The sequence below is a fragment of the Zavarzinia marina genome (genome assembly GCF_021568905.1).
GTDB classification, from domain to species: Bacteria; Pseudomonadota; Alphaproteobacteria; order Zavarziniales; family Zavarziniaceae; genus Zavarzinia; species Zavarzinia marina.
The window spans coordinates 233433-250682 of sequence record NZ_JAKGSB010000005.1 but is presented as its reverse complement, the minus strand read 5'-3'; the positions used below and the strand labels follow the sequence as shown (position 1 = coordinate 250682).

Below are 17250 nucleotides of genomic sequence, written 5' to 3'. Positions count from 1 at the left end.
GGCCTGCATCTTCCTTCTAGACTAAATGCGAATGACTTGCAATTGCGTTCGCACGGAATTTACAGTGGCGTGGGATCGAAACGGGGAGAACCGATGCATCGACAGGAAAGTGCCGCCCGCGCCATGGCGGAGCCGCGCCTGCGCGAGCCGCGTTTGCAGGAATTGCGCTTCGCCGGACAATTGGCGCTGTGGTCCCTGCGTCAGGGGCTCGGCCTCCTGAACGGGGACGGCGCCACCCGCGACCTGGTCGCGGAAGCCTTTTCGGTGGCGGCGGTGGACCGGGCCCTGCCGGCGCTGGAAACCTTCCTGCGCATTCTGGCGGCGGGTGCCCATCGCCCGGTCGAATTGCGCACGCCCCAGACGCCGGGCCTCGGCCATGACGAGGCCCTGATGCTGCGGGCGCTGGCCGCCTGCCAGGCGGGGCAGGACGCGCTGGCCCGGGGGTTGCTGGAAATGCTGGTGGCGCCCGCCGCCGCGCGCGCGGGCGCCGCCGCCCTCAATCATGTGGCGGATGTCTTCTCGCTGCAGGGGCTGCGGCTGGCGGATACCGCCTGCGGGCGGCTTTCGGCGCTGGAGCCGCTGTTCGCAAGGGCGCCGGTCGGCAATGCCGGTCTCGCCCATCTGCACTGAGAGCCCGCCTGCACTGAAGCGCGGCGGGCGCAAGGACGATCAGAAGCGCAGCCGGCCTTCGACGATATCGGCGTGGATCGCCGGTGTCAGGGGCTTGATGCCGCCGAGTTCGGGATGGCGGATGTAGAGCGGGTCCGCCACCTTGGCCGGATCGAAGCCTTCCTTCACCAGGTCGACCTTGCGGTGCTTGAAGGTGCCCGTGATCTCGATCTCCGGCTGGATGCGCAGGAAATAGGGCTGGGCATAGCTCGGCAGCGCCCTGGCGATATGGGCGTCATAGGCTTCGAGGTCCAGATCGTCGCCGGCGACGAGGGAGGCCATGCCGGCCCGCCCGTCCGTATTCGGCACCTGGACGCCATAGACGTTCACTTCCTTCACGCCCGGGAAGACGGTCAGCGCCTCGGCGACTTCGGCGGTGGAGACGTTCTCGCCCTTCCAGCGGAAGGTGTCGCCGATGCGGTCGACGAAATAGAAATAGCCATGGGCGTCGCGGCGCATGAGGTCGCCGGTGCGGAACCACATGTCGCCCTTCTCGAAGACGTCGCGCAGGATCTTCTTCTCGGTCTCGGCCTTGCCCTTGTAGCCCTCGAAGCGACCGACCGGCTTGTTCGGGTCCTGGGGGATCAGGCCGATGCATTCGCCCGGCTCGTCGGGCTTGCATTCGATGCAGAAGCCCTTGGCGTCGCGCACCGGCTGTTCCGCCGCCACGTCGAAGCGGATGATCTTGGTGTTGAACACCCGGTCCAGATAGAAGGGAATGCGCCCGATGGCGCCGACCTTGCCGTCGGCGTTGATCAGGGCGACGTTGCCTTCGGTCGCGGCATAGAATTCGACCACCTTGGGGATGGCGAAACGGTCCTGGAAGCCGGGCCAGATCTCGGGCCGCAGGCCGTTGCCGCAGACCACCCGCAGATGATGCGCGCGCTCCTTGCCGTGGGGCGGGGTGTTGACCAGATAGCGGCACAATTCGCCGATGTACTGGAAGCAGGTGGCGTCGTAGCGGCAGACGTCGTCCCAGAACTGGCTGGCGGAGAAGCGCCGGCGCAGGATGACCGCCCCGCCGACCGACAGCATGGAGCCGACGGCGATGATGCAGCCCGCCGAATGATAGAGCGGCAGCACGCAATACATGCGGTCGCGGCGACTGGCGCCCATCTGCACCGCGAAGGCGTTGCTGGCCTGGAGGAAGCGGTAATGGCTGATGTGGGCCGCCTTGGGATTGCCCGTGGTGCCCGAGGTATAGATGTAGAACAGCTTGTCCCGCGCCGTCAGATGCGGACGGCGGTGGCGCGGCAGCTCGGTCCGGGGATGTTCCGCCACTTCGGCATCGAAGTCGCGGGCGCCCCTGGGCGCACCGGCGGCGACATGGACCGGCGGCACTTCGTCCATCAGGCCGCGCGCGGTCTCCAGGTTCGGCAGATAGTCGGCATCGATGATCAGGGCCCGTGCCGCCGCCACGGTCAGGCTGTGGGCCAGCGGGCCGCCGGTCAGATTGGTGTTGATCAGGGCGATGGTCGCGCCCGCCTTGGCGACGCCCAGCCAGGTGATGATGAATTCGGGCCGGTTGGCCATCATCAGGGCGACCACCTCGCCCTTCTCGATGCCCTGGGCCTGGGCCCAATGGGCGACCTGGTCGGCGCGGGCATCCATCTCGCGCCAGGTGACGGTCGTTCCTTCGAAGATCAGGGCGGGGGCATGCCTCACCGCGCGGCGCGCCTGCTGCTCGACCATGCTGACGACGGTATAGGTGCCGTCCAGCTTCACGCCCGCCAGCTTGCGCAGGACGTTCAACATGCTCTGCAGATATTGGGCTTCGTTGTCGACGCGGGCGACCAGCCCGGTCGGATCATATTTCGCGGCCGTCTCGATGATGCCTTGCAGCATGGCGTCTCCTCTCGCCTTTCGCCGCCTTCCTAACCCGAATTGATCCTTCGGGTCCAGCGGACTCGTGACATTTTGTCATTCGGGTAAGCGGCCGTCCGGCGGACGCCGAACGGGGACGACAGGGCCGGATTGCCGGCGCCTTCAGCTCCGCGGGGTGGCCGCCGCCTCGACGTAGAAGTGGCGGATCATGGGTTCGCTGGCCTTGACGGCGGCGGCGAGGTCGCGGATCGCCACCTCGACCTCGTCGCTGGTCAGGCCGGCGCCGAAGTCGACGGTGACGAGGACGATGAGATCGTTCGGGCCGAAATGGACGCTCAGGATCTCGCCCACGCTCTCGATCCTCGGATCGGCGCCGACCCTCGCCCTGATGGCGCCGACCACGCGGGGATCGGCGCCTTCGCCGATCAGCAGGCCCTTGCATTCGATCGCCAGGATGACGGCGGTCATGAGCAGGATGCAGCCGATGACGATGGCGGCGATGCCGTCGAACACCGGCATTTCCAGCAATTCGCCGAGGAAGATGCCGAGCAGGGCGACGACGAGGCCGGCCATGGCCGCCGAATCCTCCAGCAGCACGGTAACGAGGCTGGGATCCTTGGTGTCGCGGATGGCGCGGAAGATCGGCTTCTTGCCGCGCCCCTTGTTGAATTCGCGGAGCGCAACGGTGAAGGAATAGGCTTCGAACAGGATGGCGACGCCGAGGACGACGTAGTTGACCAGGGGATCGGTCAGATGGGCCGCCGGCGCCAGAACGGCGGTGATGCCTTCATAGAGCGAGAGCCCGCCGCCCAGCGCGAAGATCAGGATCGCGACCAGGAACGACCAGAAATACAGCTCCTTGCCGTAACCGAAGGGATGGCGGGCGTCCGACGGACGCTCGGCCCGGCGCAGACCGTGGAGGAGCAGGAACTGATTGCCGACATCGACCAGGGAATGGATGCCTTCCGACAGCATGGCCGAGGAACCGGTCCAGGCGGCGGCGGCGAATTTGGTGGCGGCGATCCCCGAATTGCCGAGGGCTGCGGCAATGATCGCCTTCTTCGATGAACCGGCCATTTGTCCTCGCGATGGTCTATGCGCGCGAAGTCTAGGGCCGGCGCAATCCGAGCAAAATGAAAAAGAAGCGCCGCAAAAAGAAAGAGGGGCGTCGCCGCCCCTCTTCCGGGTGTGGTGACCGGGCGACCCTGGGCCGCCCGATCGGGATCAGTTGTAGGCGCGCTCGCCGTGTTCGCCGACGTCGAGGCCTTCGCGCTCGACATCCGCGGTGGCACGCAGGCCGATGATGACGTCGACGATCTTGTAGAGGATCGCCGAGCCGATGCCCGACCACAGGATGGTGACCAGCACGCCCTTGATCTGGATCCAGACCTGGGAACCGACCGAGACATCGCCGAGGCCGATGCCGCCGAGGCCTTCGGCGGCCAAGATGCCGGTGCCGATGGCGCCGATCATGCCGCCGACGCCATGGATGCCGAAGACGTCCAGGCTGTCGTCATAGCCGAGCGCGTTCTTCACCGAGGTGACGGCGATGAAGCAGACCACGCCGGCGACGAAGCCGAGCACGATCGAACCCATCGGGCCGGCGATGCCGGCGGCCGGGGTCACCGCGACCAGACCGGCGACCACGCCCGAGGCGAGGCCGAGCAGGCTGGGCTTGCCCTTGGCGATCCATTCGACGAAGAGCCACGAGCAGCCCGCCGCCGCGGTGGCGACGAAGGTGTTGATCGCGGCCAGGACGGCGCCGCCGTTGGCTTCCAGGTTGGAACCGGCGTTGAAGCCGAACCAGCCCACCCACAGCAGCGAGGCACCGATCATGGTCATGGTCAGCGAGTGCGGAGGCATCGCTTCCTTGCCATAGCCGATACGCTTGCCGACCATCAGGCAGCCGACTAGGGCGGCGATACCCGAGTTGATGTGGACGACGGTGCCGCCGGCGAAGTCCAGCGCGCCCCAACCGAAGATCAGGCCGTCCGGATCGCCCACTTCACCCGTGCCCGCGTACCAGACCATGTGGCAGATCGGGAAGTAGATGAAGGTCACCCACAGGATCGTGAACAGGATCACGGCGCCGAACTTGATGCGCTCGGCGAAGGCGCCGAGGATCAGGCCCGGGGTGATGCAGGCGAAGGTCATCTGGAAGATGACGAAGACATATTCCGGAATGACGACGCCGTCCGAGAAGGTGGCGGCGGTCGAATCCGGCGTGATCCCGGCGAGGAACAGCTTCGAGAAGCCGCCGACGAAGGGGTTGGCACCGGTGAAGGCCAGCGAATAGCCGTAGACCACCCAGATGATCGCCACGACGCAGACGATGGCGAGAACCTGGGTCAGCACCGACAGCATGTTCTTGGCGCGCACGAGGCCGCCGTAGAACAGGGCCAGGCCCGGCACCGTCATCAGGAGCACCAGGATGGTGGAGATCAGCATCCAGGTGGTATCGCCCTTATCGGGGATCGGGGCGGCAGCCTCGGCTTCGGCGACGGCTTCCTGAGCGTGAGCGGCCATTTCGGGCATCGCCATCGCCAGGCCCGCAGTGCCGAGCAGGAGCGGAAGTTTCCAATTAATCTTCATGGGAAGCACCTCTCGTCGGCACTCAAAGCGAATCCGGACCGGTTTCGCCGGTGCGGATGCGGATGGACTGCTGAAGGTCGACGACGAAGACCTTGCCGTCGCCGATCTTGCCCGTATGGGCGGCCTTCTGAATCGCTTCCACGACCTGCTCGACGATTTCGTCGGCGACCGCGGCCTCGATCTTCACCTTGGGCAGGAAGCTGACGGTGTATTCAGCACCGCGGTAGATTTCGGTGTGCCCCTTCTGGCGGCCGAAACCCTTCACTTCACTTACCGTGAGCCCGGGCACACCAACGGCTGCCAGGGCTTCGCGCACGTCATCGAGCTTGAACGGTTTGATGACGGCCATCACGAGTTTCATGGTTTTCCCCTCACGATTGACCTCAGGGCCACGCCGGCCCCGACCGGACCACATGCGAACGAAGCCGCATGCGCCCCAAGGCCGGACGCGCCACCCGATACCTGGGAATCAAGAAGCGTGCCAAAGCAGCCTCTTGGGCCCATGTCCCGGCTTTGGCCCCGGATGAGCGCAGCGCATGGCAGGATAATCGTCTTATTTTCGACAAATTGCTGCCCAAAAGACCATCAATGCACAAAAAATAATCAATGCGCGTTTGAACGGCATGGCCACCGCATCATGCCCCGCATTCCGCGATGGCGGCGCGACCGAAGCGCGACTAGGGTGCGCCGATCATGGCCCATTCCGACCGCCCCGATCCCCGTTCCCGCCCGTCTTCCGGTCCGCGCGCGCCTTCCGGCCCGCGTTCCTCCGGCGGCGGGCGCCCGCGCCGTGCCCGGCCCGAGGCCGAGATCGCCGATGCCGCCCTCGACGCCCTGGTGGCGATCGAGAACGGCCGCGCCGCCGACCGTGTGCTGAAGGCCGCCTTCGACCGCCGCAAATGGCCGCCGCCGGCGCGCGGCCGGATCGCCCGCCTCGTCCTCGGCGTCTGCCGCCACCGGGCGCAGATCGACTGGTGGCTGGAGCGCGGCGGCTGCCGCCCGGCGCCGCTGGCAAGGCTGGGCGCCGCCCTGGTGCTGATGGGCAAGGCCGACAAGGGCACGTTGCGCAAGCATCTGCCCCACCTGCCGACACCGGAACTGCGCGCCATCGAGACCATGTTCGACCATACGCTGGACCATCCGGATCAGCCGCCGGCGGTGGCCGCCAATCTGCCTGCCTGGCTGATGCCGCACCTGAAGGCACGCTTCGGCGAGCGCCTGCTGCCCGAAGCCGCCGCCCTCTGCGCCGAGGCCGGCCTCGATCTGCGGGCCAATACGTTGAAGATCGGGCGCGACGGTGCCATCGCCGCCCTGGCGGAGGACGGCGTCATCGCCGTGCCCACGCCCTTCTCGCCCGTCGGCCTGCGCGTCGACGGGCGCCCGCCCCTGACCCGCACCCGGGCCTGGCGCGAGGGGCTGGTCGAGGTTCAGGACGAAGCCTCGCAGCTCGCCGCCCTGCTGGTCGGGGCGCGGGCCGGCGAACGGGTGCTGGATCTCTGCGCCGGGGCCGGCGGCAAGACCCTCGCGCTCGCCGCCGCCATGGCCAACAAGGGCCGCCTGATCGCGACCGACGCCGACGAGCGGCGCCTGAACGAAGCGGTGGCGCGGCTGCGCCGGGCCGGTGTGCATAATGTCGCGCGCCACGCCATCGGAGCGGAGGGCGACAAGTGGCTGTCGCGCCAGAAGGGCGGTTTCGACCGCGTGCTGGTGGATGCGCCCTGCACCGGCACCGGCACCTTCCGCCGCAACCCGGACGCCAAATGGCGCTCCAGCCCCGAGGAGCTGGCGCATCTGACGGCGCTTCAGGCGCGCCTTCTCGACCGCGCCGCCGATCTGGTGAAACCCGGCGGCCGGCTGGTCTATGCCACCTGTTCGATCCTGCGCGCCGAGGACGAGGACCAGATCGACGCCTTCCTGGCCCGCCGGCCGGACTATCGGACCGTGCCGCTGGCCGAAGCCTGGGCCGCCACCGGGTCCGCGCGGCCCGCGCCCGACGACGGTCCCGATTTTGTTGCGCGAAACCTCGTGCTCAGCCCCGCGCGGCACGAGACCGACGGCTTCTTCGCCGCCGTCCTCGAACGCGCCGCCGCATGAACTATCGCCATCACTTCCACGCCGGCAATGTGGGCGACGTCCTGAAGCACATGGTGCTGGCCGCGATCCTCGAGCGCCTGAAGGCGAAGCCCGCACCGATCACGGTGATCGACAGCCACGCCGGCGCCGGCCTCTACGACCTCGATCCGGCGGGCGGGGAATGGCGGGACGGTATCGGTCGCCTGCCGGCGGATACGACCGCCTGGCCCGAAATCGCCGCGCCCTATGCCGCTGCCCTGGCGGGCCGGGTCACGCCCTACCCCGGTTCCCCCCTGATCGCGCTTCGACTGCTGCGCCCCCACGACCGGGTGATCGCCTGCGAAACCGTGGAGCCCGTCGCCGCCGAATTGCGACACGCCCTGGCGGGCGATCCGCGCGCCGCCGTCCATCGCCGCGACGGCTGGTCGGCCTTGCGCGCCTTCCTGCCGGTCAAGCCGGGACGCGCCGTGGTGCTGATCGACCCGCCCTTCGAGGACGGCGGCGATTTCACCCGTCTGGCAAACCACATGATGGAAGCGGCGCGGCGCGCGCCGACGGCGATCATTCTCGGCTGGTATCCGGTGAAGGGCCGCCGCGCGGCGGAAGCCCTGCATGGGGCGATGCGCGACGCCGGGATTCCCAAGATCCTGGCGGTCGAGCTGCTGACCCAGCCCGATCACGATGCCGGGCGCTTCGCCGGCTCCGGCCTGATCGTGATCCGCCCGCCCTATCGCCTGGACGAGGACCTGGCCCGCGACCTGCCACTGCTGATCGAGGCCATGGGCTGGCGCGCCACCGGCAGCGCGCGCGTCGACTGGCTGGCGGGCGAGACGTCGCGCGATACGGAGGGCTGAAGCCCTCCCTATTTCTCGGCTTCGGGTTCGCCGTCCGATTTCTTGGCGATGTCGTCGAGCTGGCGCTGCATCGCCTCGATCTGGGCGCGGAGCGCGGAAATCTCGCCCTCCGATCCCGGGACCGCCATGGGCGCGCCGGCCACCAGTTCCTCGCCGGTGCCGCCCTCGCCGGTCGCGGCGCGGAGCGCGGCGAAGGGCGAGAAGGCGCGGATCGCGCGTTCGAAGAGCTGGAAGTTCTGACGCGCCAGTTCCTCGAAGGTGCGGAGCGGATTCTTGCCCGAGAAGGCCTCGGTGATCACGCTCTTCACCTGCTCCTGGTTCTTGGCGAAGCTCTCCATCGACAGTTCCAGATAATTGGGCAGCACGCCCTGGAGCTGGTCGCCGTAGAAGCGGATGAGCTGGCGCAGGAAGCGGATGGGCAGCAGGTTCTGGCCCTTGCCCTCTTCCTCGAAGATGATCTGGGTCAACACCGAACGGGTGATGTCCTCGCCCGTCTTGGCGTCATAGACCACGAAATCGTCGCCGTTCTTCACCATCTGGCACAGATGGTCGAGCGTGACGTAGCTGGAAGTCGCCGTATTGTAGAGACGCCGGTTGGCGTACTTCTTGATGGTGACGGGAGCCTCGCCATTCGTTTTTTTTGCCACAGCCGTACCATTCGTTCTGAGGGACGTTTCAGGCATTGTCGCTTGTTGCGGTGCCGTCACGCAAGCGCCGCGTGCGAAATGATGCGCAACGCGGCGTCATTTGATTTGCAGCAATGCCGGGTGCGGGAACACGACTAATTTCTCGTTTACCGACATGGGTCGGTCATGCAATGTGGCGCCCGCGACGGCCCCTGGCCGCCCAATCATTCGACGAACCAGGCATTCGAGGCGATGGCTCCGTGCCCGCAATGCCGCAGCAAGATCCGGGAGTGAACCTCATGACTGACGTCGTCATCGTCGCCGCCGCCCGCACGCCGGTCGGCTCCTTCAACGGCGCTTTCGCCAATGTGCCGGCCCATGTGCTGGGCGAGACCGTGATCAAGGAGCTGCTGGTCCGCAGCGGCGTCCCTGCCGCCGACGTCTCCGAAGTCATCCTCGGTCAGATCCTCTCGGCCGGCCAGGGCCAGAACCCGGCGCGCCAGGCCGCGGTCAACGCCGGCCTGCCGGTCGAAGTGCCGGCCTGGGGCATGAACCAGCTCTGCGGCTCGGGCCTGCGCGCCGTGGCGCTCGGCTTCCAGGCGGTGAAGAACGGTGATTCGGCTGTCGTCATCGCCGGCGGCCAGGAGAGCATGAGCATGGCGCAGCACGCCGCGCATCTGCGCGCCGGCGCCAAGATGGGCGACCTGAAGCTGATCGACACCATGCTGAAGGACGGCCTGACCGACGCCTTCTACGGCTATCACATGGGCATCACCGCCGAGAACGTGGCGCGCCAGTGGCAGCTGACCCGCGAGGAGCAGGACGCCTTCGCCCTCGCCTCCCAGAACAAGGCCGAAGCCGCCCAGACCTCGGGCCGCTTCAAGGACGAGATCGTCCCCGTCACCATCAAGACCCGCAAGGGCGACATCGTGGTTTCGGACGACGAATACATCCGCAAGGGCGCGACCATCGAGATGATGGCGAAGCTGAAGCCCGCCTTCGACAAGGAAGGCACCGTGACCGCCGGCAATGCCTCGGGCATCAACGACGGCGCCGCCGGCGTCGTCCTGATGAGCGCCGAGGAAGCGAAGAAGCGCGGCCTGACCCCGCTGGCCCGGATCGTCTCCTGGGGCCAGGCCGGCGTCGATCCGAAGATCATGGGCACCGGCCCGATCCCGGCCTCGCGCGCCGCGCTGAAGGCCGCCGGCTGGAGCGTCGACGATCTCGACCTGATCGAGGCCAACGAAGCCTTCGCCGCCCAGGCGCTGGCCGTGAACAAGGATCTCGGCTGGGACGTCTCGAAGGTCAACGTGAACGGCGGCGCCATCGCCATCGGCCACCCGATCGGCGCCTCGGGCGCCCGCGTGCTCGTCACCCTGCTTCACGAGATGCAGAAGCGCGACGCCAAGAAGGGTCTCGCCACGCTGTGCATCGGCGGCGGCATGGGTGTCGCGCTCACGGTCGAGCGCGACTGATCACCAACTCCCGACCGGCCGGGACAGGGCTCCCGGCCGGTCATTCTCACCAAGCAGCAAACTAGGGCATTGGAGGAAATCATGGCTCGGGTAGCGGTCGTCACGGGCGGCACGCGTGGCATCGGTCACGCCATTTCCATCGCACTGAAGGAAGCCGGCTACACCGTCGCGGCGAATTACGCCGGCAACGACGAGGCGGCGGCCAAGTTCAAGGAAGAGACCGGCATCCCGGTCTACAAGTGGAGCGTCGCCAGCTTCGCCGAGTGCCAGGAAGGTCTCGCCACCATCGAGGCGGAACTGGGCCCGATCGACGTCGTCGTCAACAATGCCGGCATCACCCGCGACGCCACCCTGCACCGCATGACCCTGGAGCAGTGGACCCAGGTCATCGACACCGACCTGAACTCCATGTTCAACATGACCCGTCCGGTGATCGAGGGCATGCGCGCCCGCGGTTTCGGCCGCATCATCTCGATCTCGTCGATCAACGGCCAGAAGGGCCAGATCGGCCAGGCGAACTATTCCGCCGCCAAGGCGGGCGTGATCGGCTTCACCAAGGCGATCGCCCAGGAGAATGCCTCGAAGGGCATCACCGCGAACGTGATCGCGCCGGGCTACATCAACACCGAGATGGTCGCCGCCGTGCCGGAAGCCGTCCTGCAGAAGATCATCGGCACCATTCCCGTCGGCCGCCTGGGCGAAGGTTCGGAAATCGCCCGCGCCGTCGCCTTCCTGGCGGCGGACGAGGCCGGTTTCATCACCGGCTCGACCCTGACCATCAACGGCGGCCAGTATATCGCGGGCTGACGCCCGCCGGAGATCGGCTTCCATCATGACACCTGTGACGACGCGCGGCCCCGATGGCCGCGCGACGCATTTGGGGGGCAGGGCCACCCTGATCGGCGCCGGCGCCGTCGTGCTCTGGTCGACCCTCGCCCTCTTCACCGCCATGGCCGAGGTGCCGCCCTTCGAGAAGACGGCACTGTCCTTCGCCGTCGGCGGCGGGCTTCTCGCCCTCGCCAATCTGGCGCGGGGTCAGGGACTCTCCCTCTACCGCCAGCCCTGGCGGGTCTGGGCCGTCGGGCTGGGCGGCATGTTCGCCTATCACGCCTTCTTCTTCACGGCGCTGCATCTGGCGCCGCCGGCGGAGGCGAGCCTGGTCAACTATCTCTGGCCGCTGCTCATCGTCGTCGGCACCGCGCTCCTGCCGGGCGAGCGGCTGCGCCCACTCCACGTGCTCGGCGCCGCCCTCGGCCTCGGCGGCGTCGCCTTCCTCCTGGGGCCCAGGGCTGAATTTTCCTTCGATGCCATGGGCGGCTATCTCGCGGCGGCGGCGGGCGCCGTCACCTGGGCGACCTATTCGCTCGCGGCGCGGCGCTTCGCCCATGTGCCCAGCGGCATCGTCGCCGGCTATGCGCTCGGCACCGCCATCCTGGCGATCCCCTTCCACCTGATGTTCGAGACCTGGGTGACGCCGCCCGACGCGACCTCCTGGATCGCCCTTCTCGCCCTCGGCATCGGGCCCGTCGGCCTGTCCTTCCTGTTCTGGGACATCGGCATGAAGGGCGGCAATCCGCGCCTTCTCGGCGCGCTCGCCTATGGCGCTCCGCTCGCCTCCACCGTGCTGCTGGTGCTGGCCGGGCGCGCGGAACCGACCACGGGCATCATCGTCGCCTGTATCGCCATCACGCTGGGCGCCATCCTCGCCGGACGGCGCTGGTAGGGGCGGCGCGGCAAAACCCGCCATCCCGCAGAAACATCCTTGCCAGACCCCGCGCCGGCTCTAGTCTGCTGACAACGAACGGGGAGACGGCGATGATCCAGGTGCATCATCTGAACAATTCGCGCTCGCAGCGGGTGCTGTGGCTGCTCGAGGAACTGGGCCTCGCCTACGAGATCCTGCCCTATGCCCGCGATGCCGAAACCCAACTCGCGCCGGCCGGACTGAAGGCGATCCATCCCCTCGGCAAATCGCCGGTGATCACGGACGGCGATCTGGTGATCGCCGAATCCGGCGCCATCGTCGACTATCTGGTCCAGACTTACGGCGCCGCGCGCTTCGGCCCCGGCCCCTCGACGGCGGAGAAGGTCGCCTATCACCACTTCCTCCATTTCGCCGAGGGCTCGGCCATGCTGCCCCTGATGCTGACGCTCTACACCAGCCGCCTCGGCGATGCCGCCGCGCCCCTGATGCCGCGCATCCGGTCGGAAGTGGCGAACCACCTCGGCTATATGGAGGCGGCGCTGGGCGACAGGCCGTTCTTCCTGGGCGACACGCCCAGGGGCCCCGACTTCCTGCTGATCTTCATCGTCGAACTGGCGCGCCTGTTCGGCTATGGCGAGCCCTATCCCCGCCTCGCCGACTATGCCAGGCGCATCCACGATCGCCCCGCCTATCAGGCCGCGATCGAGAAGGGCGGCACCTACGCCTTCGCGCTCTGACCGGCGGTCAGGCCGCCCCCCCGAAACGGCCCGCGCACGAGCCGAGTTGCCACGGCCGGTCGGGGCGGATAGACCTGCAGCCGCGAGCGAACGAAGGAGAAACGCGCGACCATGGAAGAGAAATCGCCCCACCGCAGTCTGGTGGAGACCGTGCTGGCCCGTTCGGGCTTCGCCTCGACCGCGCGGATCGAGATCGAAGCGGTCGCGCCCGGCGCCGTCGACCTCAGAGTCGAGATGTCGGACGCCGTGACCCAATTCGACGGCTTCTTCCACGGCGGGCTGATCGCGACCCTGGCGGATTGCGCCGGGGGCGGGGCCGGCGCCACGGCGGAGCCGATGACCACCCGCGTCGTCACCACCAACCTGCAGGTCACCTTCATGAAGCCGGCGCGGGGCCGCAGCATCGTCGCCCGCGCCGTTTGCGCCCACCCGGGCCGCGCCCTGCGCGTCAGCGAGGTCGACCTGATCACCCGCGACGGGGACAAGGAGACCCGCGTCGCCACCGCCACCGTCACCCTGATGGCGGTGCCTTGAGACGGTGATCAACCCGTGTCCGGCGCCCCGCCGAATGCCAGACGACGGGCATGGGCCGCAACGTCGCGCGGCCACGCCCCGATCCGGGCATCGAAGCCCGCCGGGTCGCCGGCGAAGAGGGCGCGCAGGGCATCCTCGTAACCCGGCAGATCGCCGGCCAGGGCGGCCATGAAGCGATAGGCGGCGTCCCGCGCGGCGCGCCGCGCGGTCCCGCCGCCTTCGGCCTTCCGCGCCTCCTCCACCAGCCGGCGGAGGGTGACGGAGGCGCCGCCCGGCTGAGCGGCGAGCCAGTCCCATTGCCGGGGCAGCAGCGTCACTTCCCGCGCCACGACGCCGAGCCGGGGCCGTCCCCGCTTCCGCGTGGCGGGCACCGTCACCGCCATCGCCGGCTCCGGCGGGGCGACGCGCGCCGCGATCTCCGCATCGCTGCCGCGCAGGTCGAGGTCGACCACCCGTCCCGTCGCATCGTCGAACACCAGGATCGCCGCCCCGTCGCCCCGGGCTTCGGCCGCCTTCACCGCCAGGGCCACGGTCGCCGGCGGCCCGGCCGCCAGCCGGCGCTGCCCTTCGAATGCCGTCCAGCCCGAAGGTTCGGCCATATCGCCATCTTTCGTCATGGCGTATTTTACCCGGATAAAATTATTGCGACAAGGGCGCGATATCCCTATCGTGCCCGCCGACCCGAAACCGGCACGAGAGCGCACAATGCGACAGGAAGACAGGAAGGCGGCCATCGCCGCCTATAAGGAACGGAAGACGCACGGCGGCATCTTCCTGCTTCGCTGTGCCGCCTCGGGCCAAGCCTGGGTCGGGCAAAGCCGCAATCTGGAAACGGTACGGAACCGCATCTGGTTCTCGCTCGGCATGGGCAAGGACCCGCACCGCGCCCTCCAGGACGCCTGGAAGCGCCACGGCGCGGACACCTTCACGCTGGAGGTCCTGGAGACCCTGCCGGAAGAAGAGGAAGCCTATCTCGTCGCCCGCCGCCTGCGCGACCGCCAGACCCATTGGTGCGAGAAACTGGGTGCCGAGGTGCTGTGATCCGGAACAGCGGCGAAACAATTGCTGTTCAAGGCTTATTTCTCGCGATCTTCTATCGACAGCAATATTCGCGAACCGCTGGTGACATGCCTTGAGTCCCGTCCTCTATCACGACGGCGCCTTCCCGCCCAAAACCTTCGACTGGCCGCGGCTTCTGCCCCTGATCGGTCCGGCCAATGCCGCCATCGCGCGCTATGCCGGCCTGCTGGAAGGCATTCCCAATCCCGATGTCCTGCTGTCGCCGATGACGATGCAGGAAGCCGTACTGTCCAGCCGTATCGAAGGCACGCAGGCCACCATGGGCGAAGTGCTCGAGGTGGAGGCCGAAGGCGGCCCCATCGATGAAAGCACGCCGAAGAAAGCGGACATCCGCGAAGTCCTGAATTATCGCGCGGCGTTACGCGAGGCGACGCGGCTGATGGACATTCTGCCTCTGTCACAGAAACTGGTGAGGCAGACCCATCGGGTTCTCATGCAGGGCGTCAGGGGGCGGTCGAAGGATCCTGGTGAATATCGGCGCATTCCCAATTGGATCGGCCCGGAAGGATGCACGATCGATCAGGCCCGCTTCATCCCGACGAGCGCGGAAAAAATCCCGGCGGCAATGACGGCTTGGGAGAATTATCTCCACGTCGAAGCGCCGGATATCCTGATCCAACTAGCCGTCATCCATGCGGAATTCGAGGCAGTTCATCCGTTCCTGGACGGCAATGGACGGCTTGGCCGCCTCATCGTTCCCTTGTTTCTGTTCAACCGTGGCCTTCTTGCTCGACCATGTTTCTATCTAAGCGAATATTTGGACGGCCACCGCGATGAATATTATGCCGCCCTGCTGGCCGTTTCGAGAATTGGCGATTGGACCGGATGGTGCGCCTTCTTCCTGCGTGCATTGACCGAGCAAGCCAAAAGCAATCAACAGCGCGTCCAAGCCATCCTGGATCTCTATAATATGCGGAAGGGTTGGATCGCCGCCGAGACACATTCCCAATACGCTGTCAGGGCGCTGGACTGGATGTTCGAGCGGCCGATTTTCCAGGCCTCCGAATTCCGCGATGCCGCTGGCATTCCGGCGCCGACTGCGGCCAGAATCCTCCGGGTTTGCCGGGACAACGGGCTGTTGCGGGAGTTGCGGGCCGGTGCCGGACGGCGCTCCGCCATCTTCTGTTTTCCGGAACTGCTGAACATTGCCGAGGGGCGCGACGTATTCTGAGTCTCAATACGTCTCTTTGAGTCTCATGTATGTACGACAAATTCGTTTGTCGATCACAAAATGCCACTTCATGATCAACAAACTTCATGTCTGAACCCAGCCCTCAGTCGTCGTCCATCTTGAGGGCGGCGATGAAGGCTTCCTGGGGGATCTCGACGTTGCCGACCTGGCGCATGCGCTTCTTGCCGGCCTTCTGTTTGTCGAGGAGCTTGCGCTTGCGGCTGACGTCGCCGCCATAGCATTTGGCCAGCACGTCCTTGCGCATCGCCTTCACCGTCTCGCGGGCGATGATCTTGCCGCCGATCGCCGCCTGGACCGCGATCTGGAAGAGCTGGCGCGGGATCAGGTCCTTGAGCCGTTCGCAGAGCTGGCGGCCGCGCATTTCGGCGCGCGAGCGATGCACGATCATGGCCAGCGCATCGACCGGCTCGCCATTGACCAGGATCGACATCTTCACCAGGTCTTCCTCGCTGTAGCCGTCGAGGCCGTAGTCGAAGGAGGCGTAACCGCGCGAGACCGATTTCAGGCGGTCGTAGAAATCGAACACCACTTCGTTGAGGGGCAGGCGATAGACCACCATGGCGCGGTTGCCGGCATAGGTGAGTTCGACCTGCTGACCGCGCCGTTCCTGGCAGAGCTTCAGGATGTCGCCCAGATATTCGTCGGGCACGAAGATCGTCGCCTTGATCCAGGGTTCCTCGATCCGGGCGATGCGCATGACGTCCGGCATGTCGGCCGGATTGTGCATCTCCTCCATCGTGCCGTCGGTCATATAGACGTGATAGACGACCGAGGGCGCGGTGGTGATCAGGTCCAGGTCGAATTCGCGCTCGAGCCGTTCCTGGATGATCTCGAGGTGGAGAAGGCCGAGGAAGCCGCAGCGAAAACCGAGGCCGAGCGCCGCCGAGGTCTCCATCTCGAACTGGAAGCTGGCGTCGTTGAGCCGCAGCTTGCCGAGGCTTTCACGTAATGTGTCGAATTCCGCCGCGTCGGACGGGAAGAGACCGCAGAAGACCACGGGCACCGAGGGCTTGAAGCCCGCCAGCGGGGTGTCGGTCGGGCGCTTCTCGTCGGTGATCGTGTCGCCGACCGAAGTATCGGCCACTTCCTTGATCGCCGCCGTGATGAAACCCATCTCGCCCGGGCCGAGCTTGTCGACCACCACCTTCTTCGGCGTGAAGATGCCGACCCGTTCGACCAGATGGACCTTGTCGGCCGCCATCATCTTGATGCGCTGGCCCTTGCGGATCTCGCCGTCGACCACGCGTACCAGAATGACGACGCCCAGATAGGCATCGTACCAACTGTCCACCAGCAGGGCCTTCAGGGGCGCATTCGCGTCGCCCTTCGGTGCCGGCAGGCGGTGGACGATCGCTTCCAGCGTCTCCTCGATGCCGATGCCCGATTTGGCCGAGACCAGCAGGGCTTCGGAGGAATCGATGCCGATGACATCCTCGATCTGGGCGCGGACGCGCTCCGGCTCCGCCGCCGGCAGGTCGATCTTGTTCAGGACCGGCACGATCTCGAGATCGGCGTCGATCGCCTGATAGACATTGGCCAGGGTCTGGGCCTCGACGCCCTGGGAGGCGTCGACCACGAGCAAGGCACCTTCGCAGGCCGCGAGCGAGCGCGAGACTTCATAGGCGAAATCGACATGGCCGGGCGTGTCCATCAGGTTGAGCTGATAGGTCTCGCCGTTCTTCGCCTTATATTCGAGGCGCACGGTCTGCGCCTTGATGGTGATGCCGCGCTCGCGCTCGATATCCATCGAGTCCAGCACCTGCTGCGTCATCTCGCGTTCGGTGAGGCCGCCGCAGACCTGGATCAGCCGGTCGGCAAGGGTCGACTTGCCGTGGTCGATATGGGCCACGATCGAGAAATTGCGGATATGCGAAAGATCGGTCATGGCC

The 17250-nt window shown here is 66.9% G+C and carries 17 protein-coding genes; 10 read left to right on the top strand and 7 right to left on the bottom strand.

Translation table 11 applies throughout. The features are described 5' to 3' along the window. The first annotated feature begins 93 nt into the window (after window positions 1–93). Window positions 94–630, top strand: coding sequence for a hypothetical protein (locus L2U69_RS14855; protein ID WP_236107904.1), 537 nt, complete (start codon window positions 94–96; stop codon window positions 628–630). Between the two features lie 39 nt (window positions 631–669). Here L2U69_RS14855 and L2U69_RS14850 read toward each other — a convergent pair whose 3' ends face one another. The 4 genes from L2U69_RS14850 to L2U69_RS14835 form a co-directional block, all read right to left on the bottom strand. After that, window positions 670–2514 carry a long-chain-acyl-CoA synthetase gene (locus L2U69_RS14850; protein WP_236107903.1) on the bottom strand — a complete coding sequence of 615 codons (1845 nt, stop codon included), beginning with the start codon at window positions 2512–2514 and terminating at the stop codon, window positions 670–672. A 141-nt stretch (window positions 2515–2655) separates the two neighbouring features. Further along, on the bottom strand, window positions 2656–3570 hold the full coding sequence (locus L2U69_RS14845) for a cation diffusion facilitator family transporter (RefSeq protein ID WP_236107902.1): 915 nt from the start codon (window positions 3568–3570) through the stop codon (window positions 2656–2658). Between the two features lie 147 nt (window positions 3571–3717). Next, window positions 3718–5019 carry an ammonium transporter gene (locus L2U69_RS14840; protein WP_236107901.1) on the bottom strand — a complete coding sequence of 434 codons (1302 nt, stop codon included), beginning with the start codon at window positions 5017–5019 and terminating at the stop codon, window positions 3718–3720. An 88-nt stretch (window positions 5020–5107) separates the two neighbouring features. Then, window positions 5108–5446 carry a P-II family nitrogen regulator gene (locus tag L2U69_RS14835; protein WP_109903193.1) on the bottom strand — a complete coding sequence of 113 codons (339 nt, stop codon included), beginning with the start codon at window positions 5444–5446 and terminating at the stop codon, window positions 5108–5110. 332 nt (window positions 5447–5778) lie between these two features. Between L2U69_RS14835 and L2U69_RS14830 the strand changes: the two genes are divergently transcribed. Both L2U69_RS14830 and L2U69_RS14825 read left to right on the top strand, forming a co-directional pair. Beyond that, entirely contained in the window at window positions 5779–7179 is a 1401-nt protein-coding gene (locus tag L2U69_RS14830) for an RsmB/NOP family class I SAM-dependent RNA methyltransferase (protein ID WP_236107900.1), read from the top strand. Continuing rightward, a complete protein-coding gene (locus tag L2U69_RS14825) occupies window positions 7176–8012 on the top strand; it encodes a 23S rRNA (adenine(2030)-N(6))-methyltransferase RlmJ (protein ID WP_236107899.1) in 837 nt (278 codons plus the stop codon). Before L2U69_RS14830 ends, L2U69_RS14825 begins: the two co-directional genes overlap by 4 nt. Before the next feature lie 8 nt (window positions 8013–8020). Here the strand turns inward: L2U69_RS14825 and phaR are convergent, their stop codons facing one another. Beyond that, the gene (gene phaR / locus L2U69_RS14820; protein ID WP_236107898.1) at window positions 8021–8659 is read right to left on the bottom strand and encodes a polyhydroxyalkanoate synthesis repressor PhaR; all 639 of its coding nucleotides are present in this window, start codon (window positions 8657–8659) and stop codon (window positions 8021–8023) included. A gap of 278 nt (window positions 8660–8937) precedes the next feature. On the opposite strand from phaR, the gene L2U69_RS14815 reads away from it, so the two are divergent. The 5 genes from L2U69_RS14815 (at window position 8938) to L2U69_RS14795 (ending at window position 13089) form a co-directional block, all read left to right on the top strand. After that, a complete protein-coding gene (locus tag L2U69_RS14815) occupies window positions 8938–10113 on the top strand; it encodes an acetyl-CoA C-acetyltransferase (protein WP_236107897.1) in 1176 nt (391 codons plus the stop codon). An 81-nt stretch (window positions 10114–10194) separates the two neighbouring features. Then, the gene (gene phbB / locus L2U69_RS14810) at window positions 10195–10920 is read left to right on the top strand and encodes an acetoacetyl-CoA reductase (RefSeq protein WP_236107896.1); all 726 of its coding nucleotides are present in this window, start codon (window positions 10195–10197) and stop codon (window positions 10918–10920) included. A gap of 25 nt (window positions 10921–10945) precedes the next feature. After that, entirely contained in the window at window positions 10946–11836 is an 891-nt protein-coding gene (gene yddG / locus L2U69_RS14805; protein ID WP_236107895.1) for an aromatic amino acid exporter YddG, read from the top strand. A 92-nt stretch (window positions 11837–11928) separates the two neighbouring features. Beyond that, the gene (locus L2U69_RS14800; RefSeq protein WP_236107894.1) at window positions 11929–12555 is read left to right on the top strand and encodes a glutathione S-transferase family protein; all 627 of its coding nucleotides are present in this window, start codon (window positions 11929–11931) and stop codon (window positions 12553–12555) included. 111 nt (window positions 12556–12666) lie between these two features. Beyond that, window positions 12667–13089: a PaaI family thioesterase gene (locus L2U69_RS14795; RefSeq protein ID WP_236107893.1), complete on the top strand. Its 423-nt coding sequence runs from the start codon at window positions 12667–12669 to the stop codon at window positions 13087–13089. Window positions 13090–13097: 8 nt separating this feature from the next. Here the strand turns inward: L2U69_RS14795 and L2U69_RS14790 are convergent, their stop codons facing one another. After that, window positions 13098–13688: a DUF2239 family protein gene (locus L2U69_RS14790; RefSeq protein WP_236107892.1), complete on the bottom strand. Its 591-nt coding sequence runs from the start codon at window positions 13686–13688 to the stop codon at window positions 13098–13100. 106 nt (window positions 13689–13794) lie between these two features. On the opposite strand from L2U69_RS14790, the gene L2U69_RS14785 reads away from it, so the two are divergent. After that, the gene (locus L2U69_RS14785; protein WP_236107891.1) at window positions 13795–14130 is read left to right on the top strand and encodes a GIY-YIG nuclease family protein; all 336 of its coding nucleotides are present in this window, start codon (window positions 13795–13797) and stop codon (window positions 14128–14130) included. Between the two features lie 91 nt (window positions 14131–14221). Next, window positions 14222–15340 carry a Fic family protein gene (locus tag L2U69_RS14780; RefSeq protein WP_236107890.1) on the top strand — a complete coding sequence of 373 codons (1119 nt, stop codon included), beginning with the start codon at window positions 14222–14224 and terminating at the stop codon, window positions 15338–15340. 103 nt (window positions 15341–15443) lie between these two features. On the opposite strand, the gene lepA is transcribed toward L2U69_RS14780, so the two are convergent. Then, window positions 15444–17246 (bottom strand): translation elongation factor 4, encoded by a 1803-nt coding sequence (lepA, locus tag L2U69_RS14775; RefSeq protein WP_236107889.1) that lies wholly within the window; start codon window positions 17244–17246, stop codon window positions 15444–15446. Window positions 17247–17250: the final 4 nt, after the last annotated feature.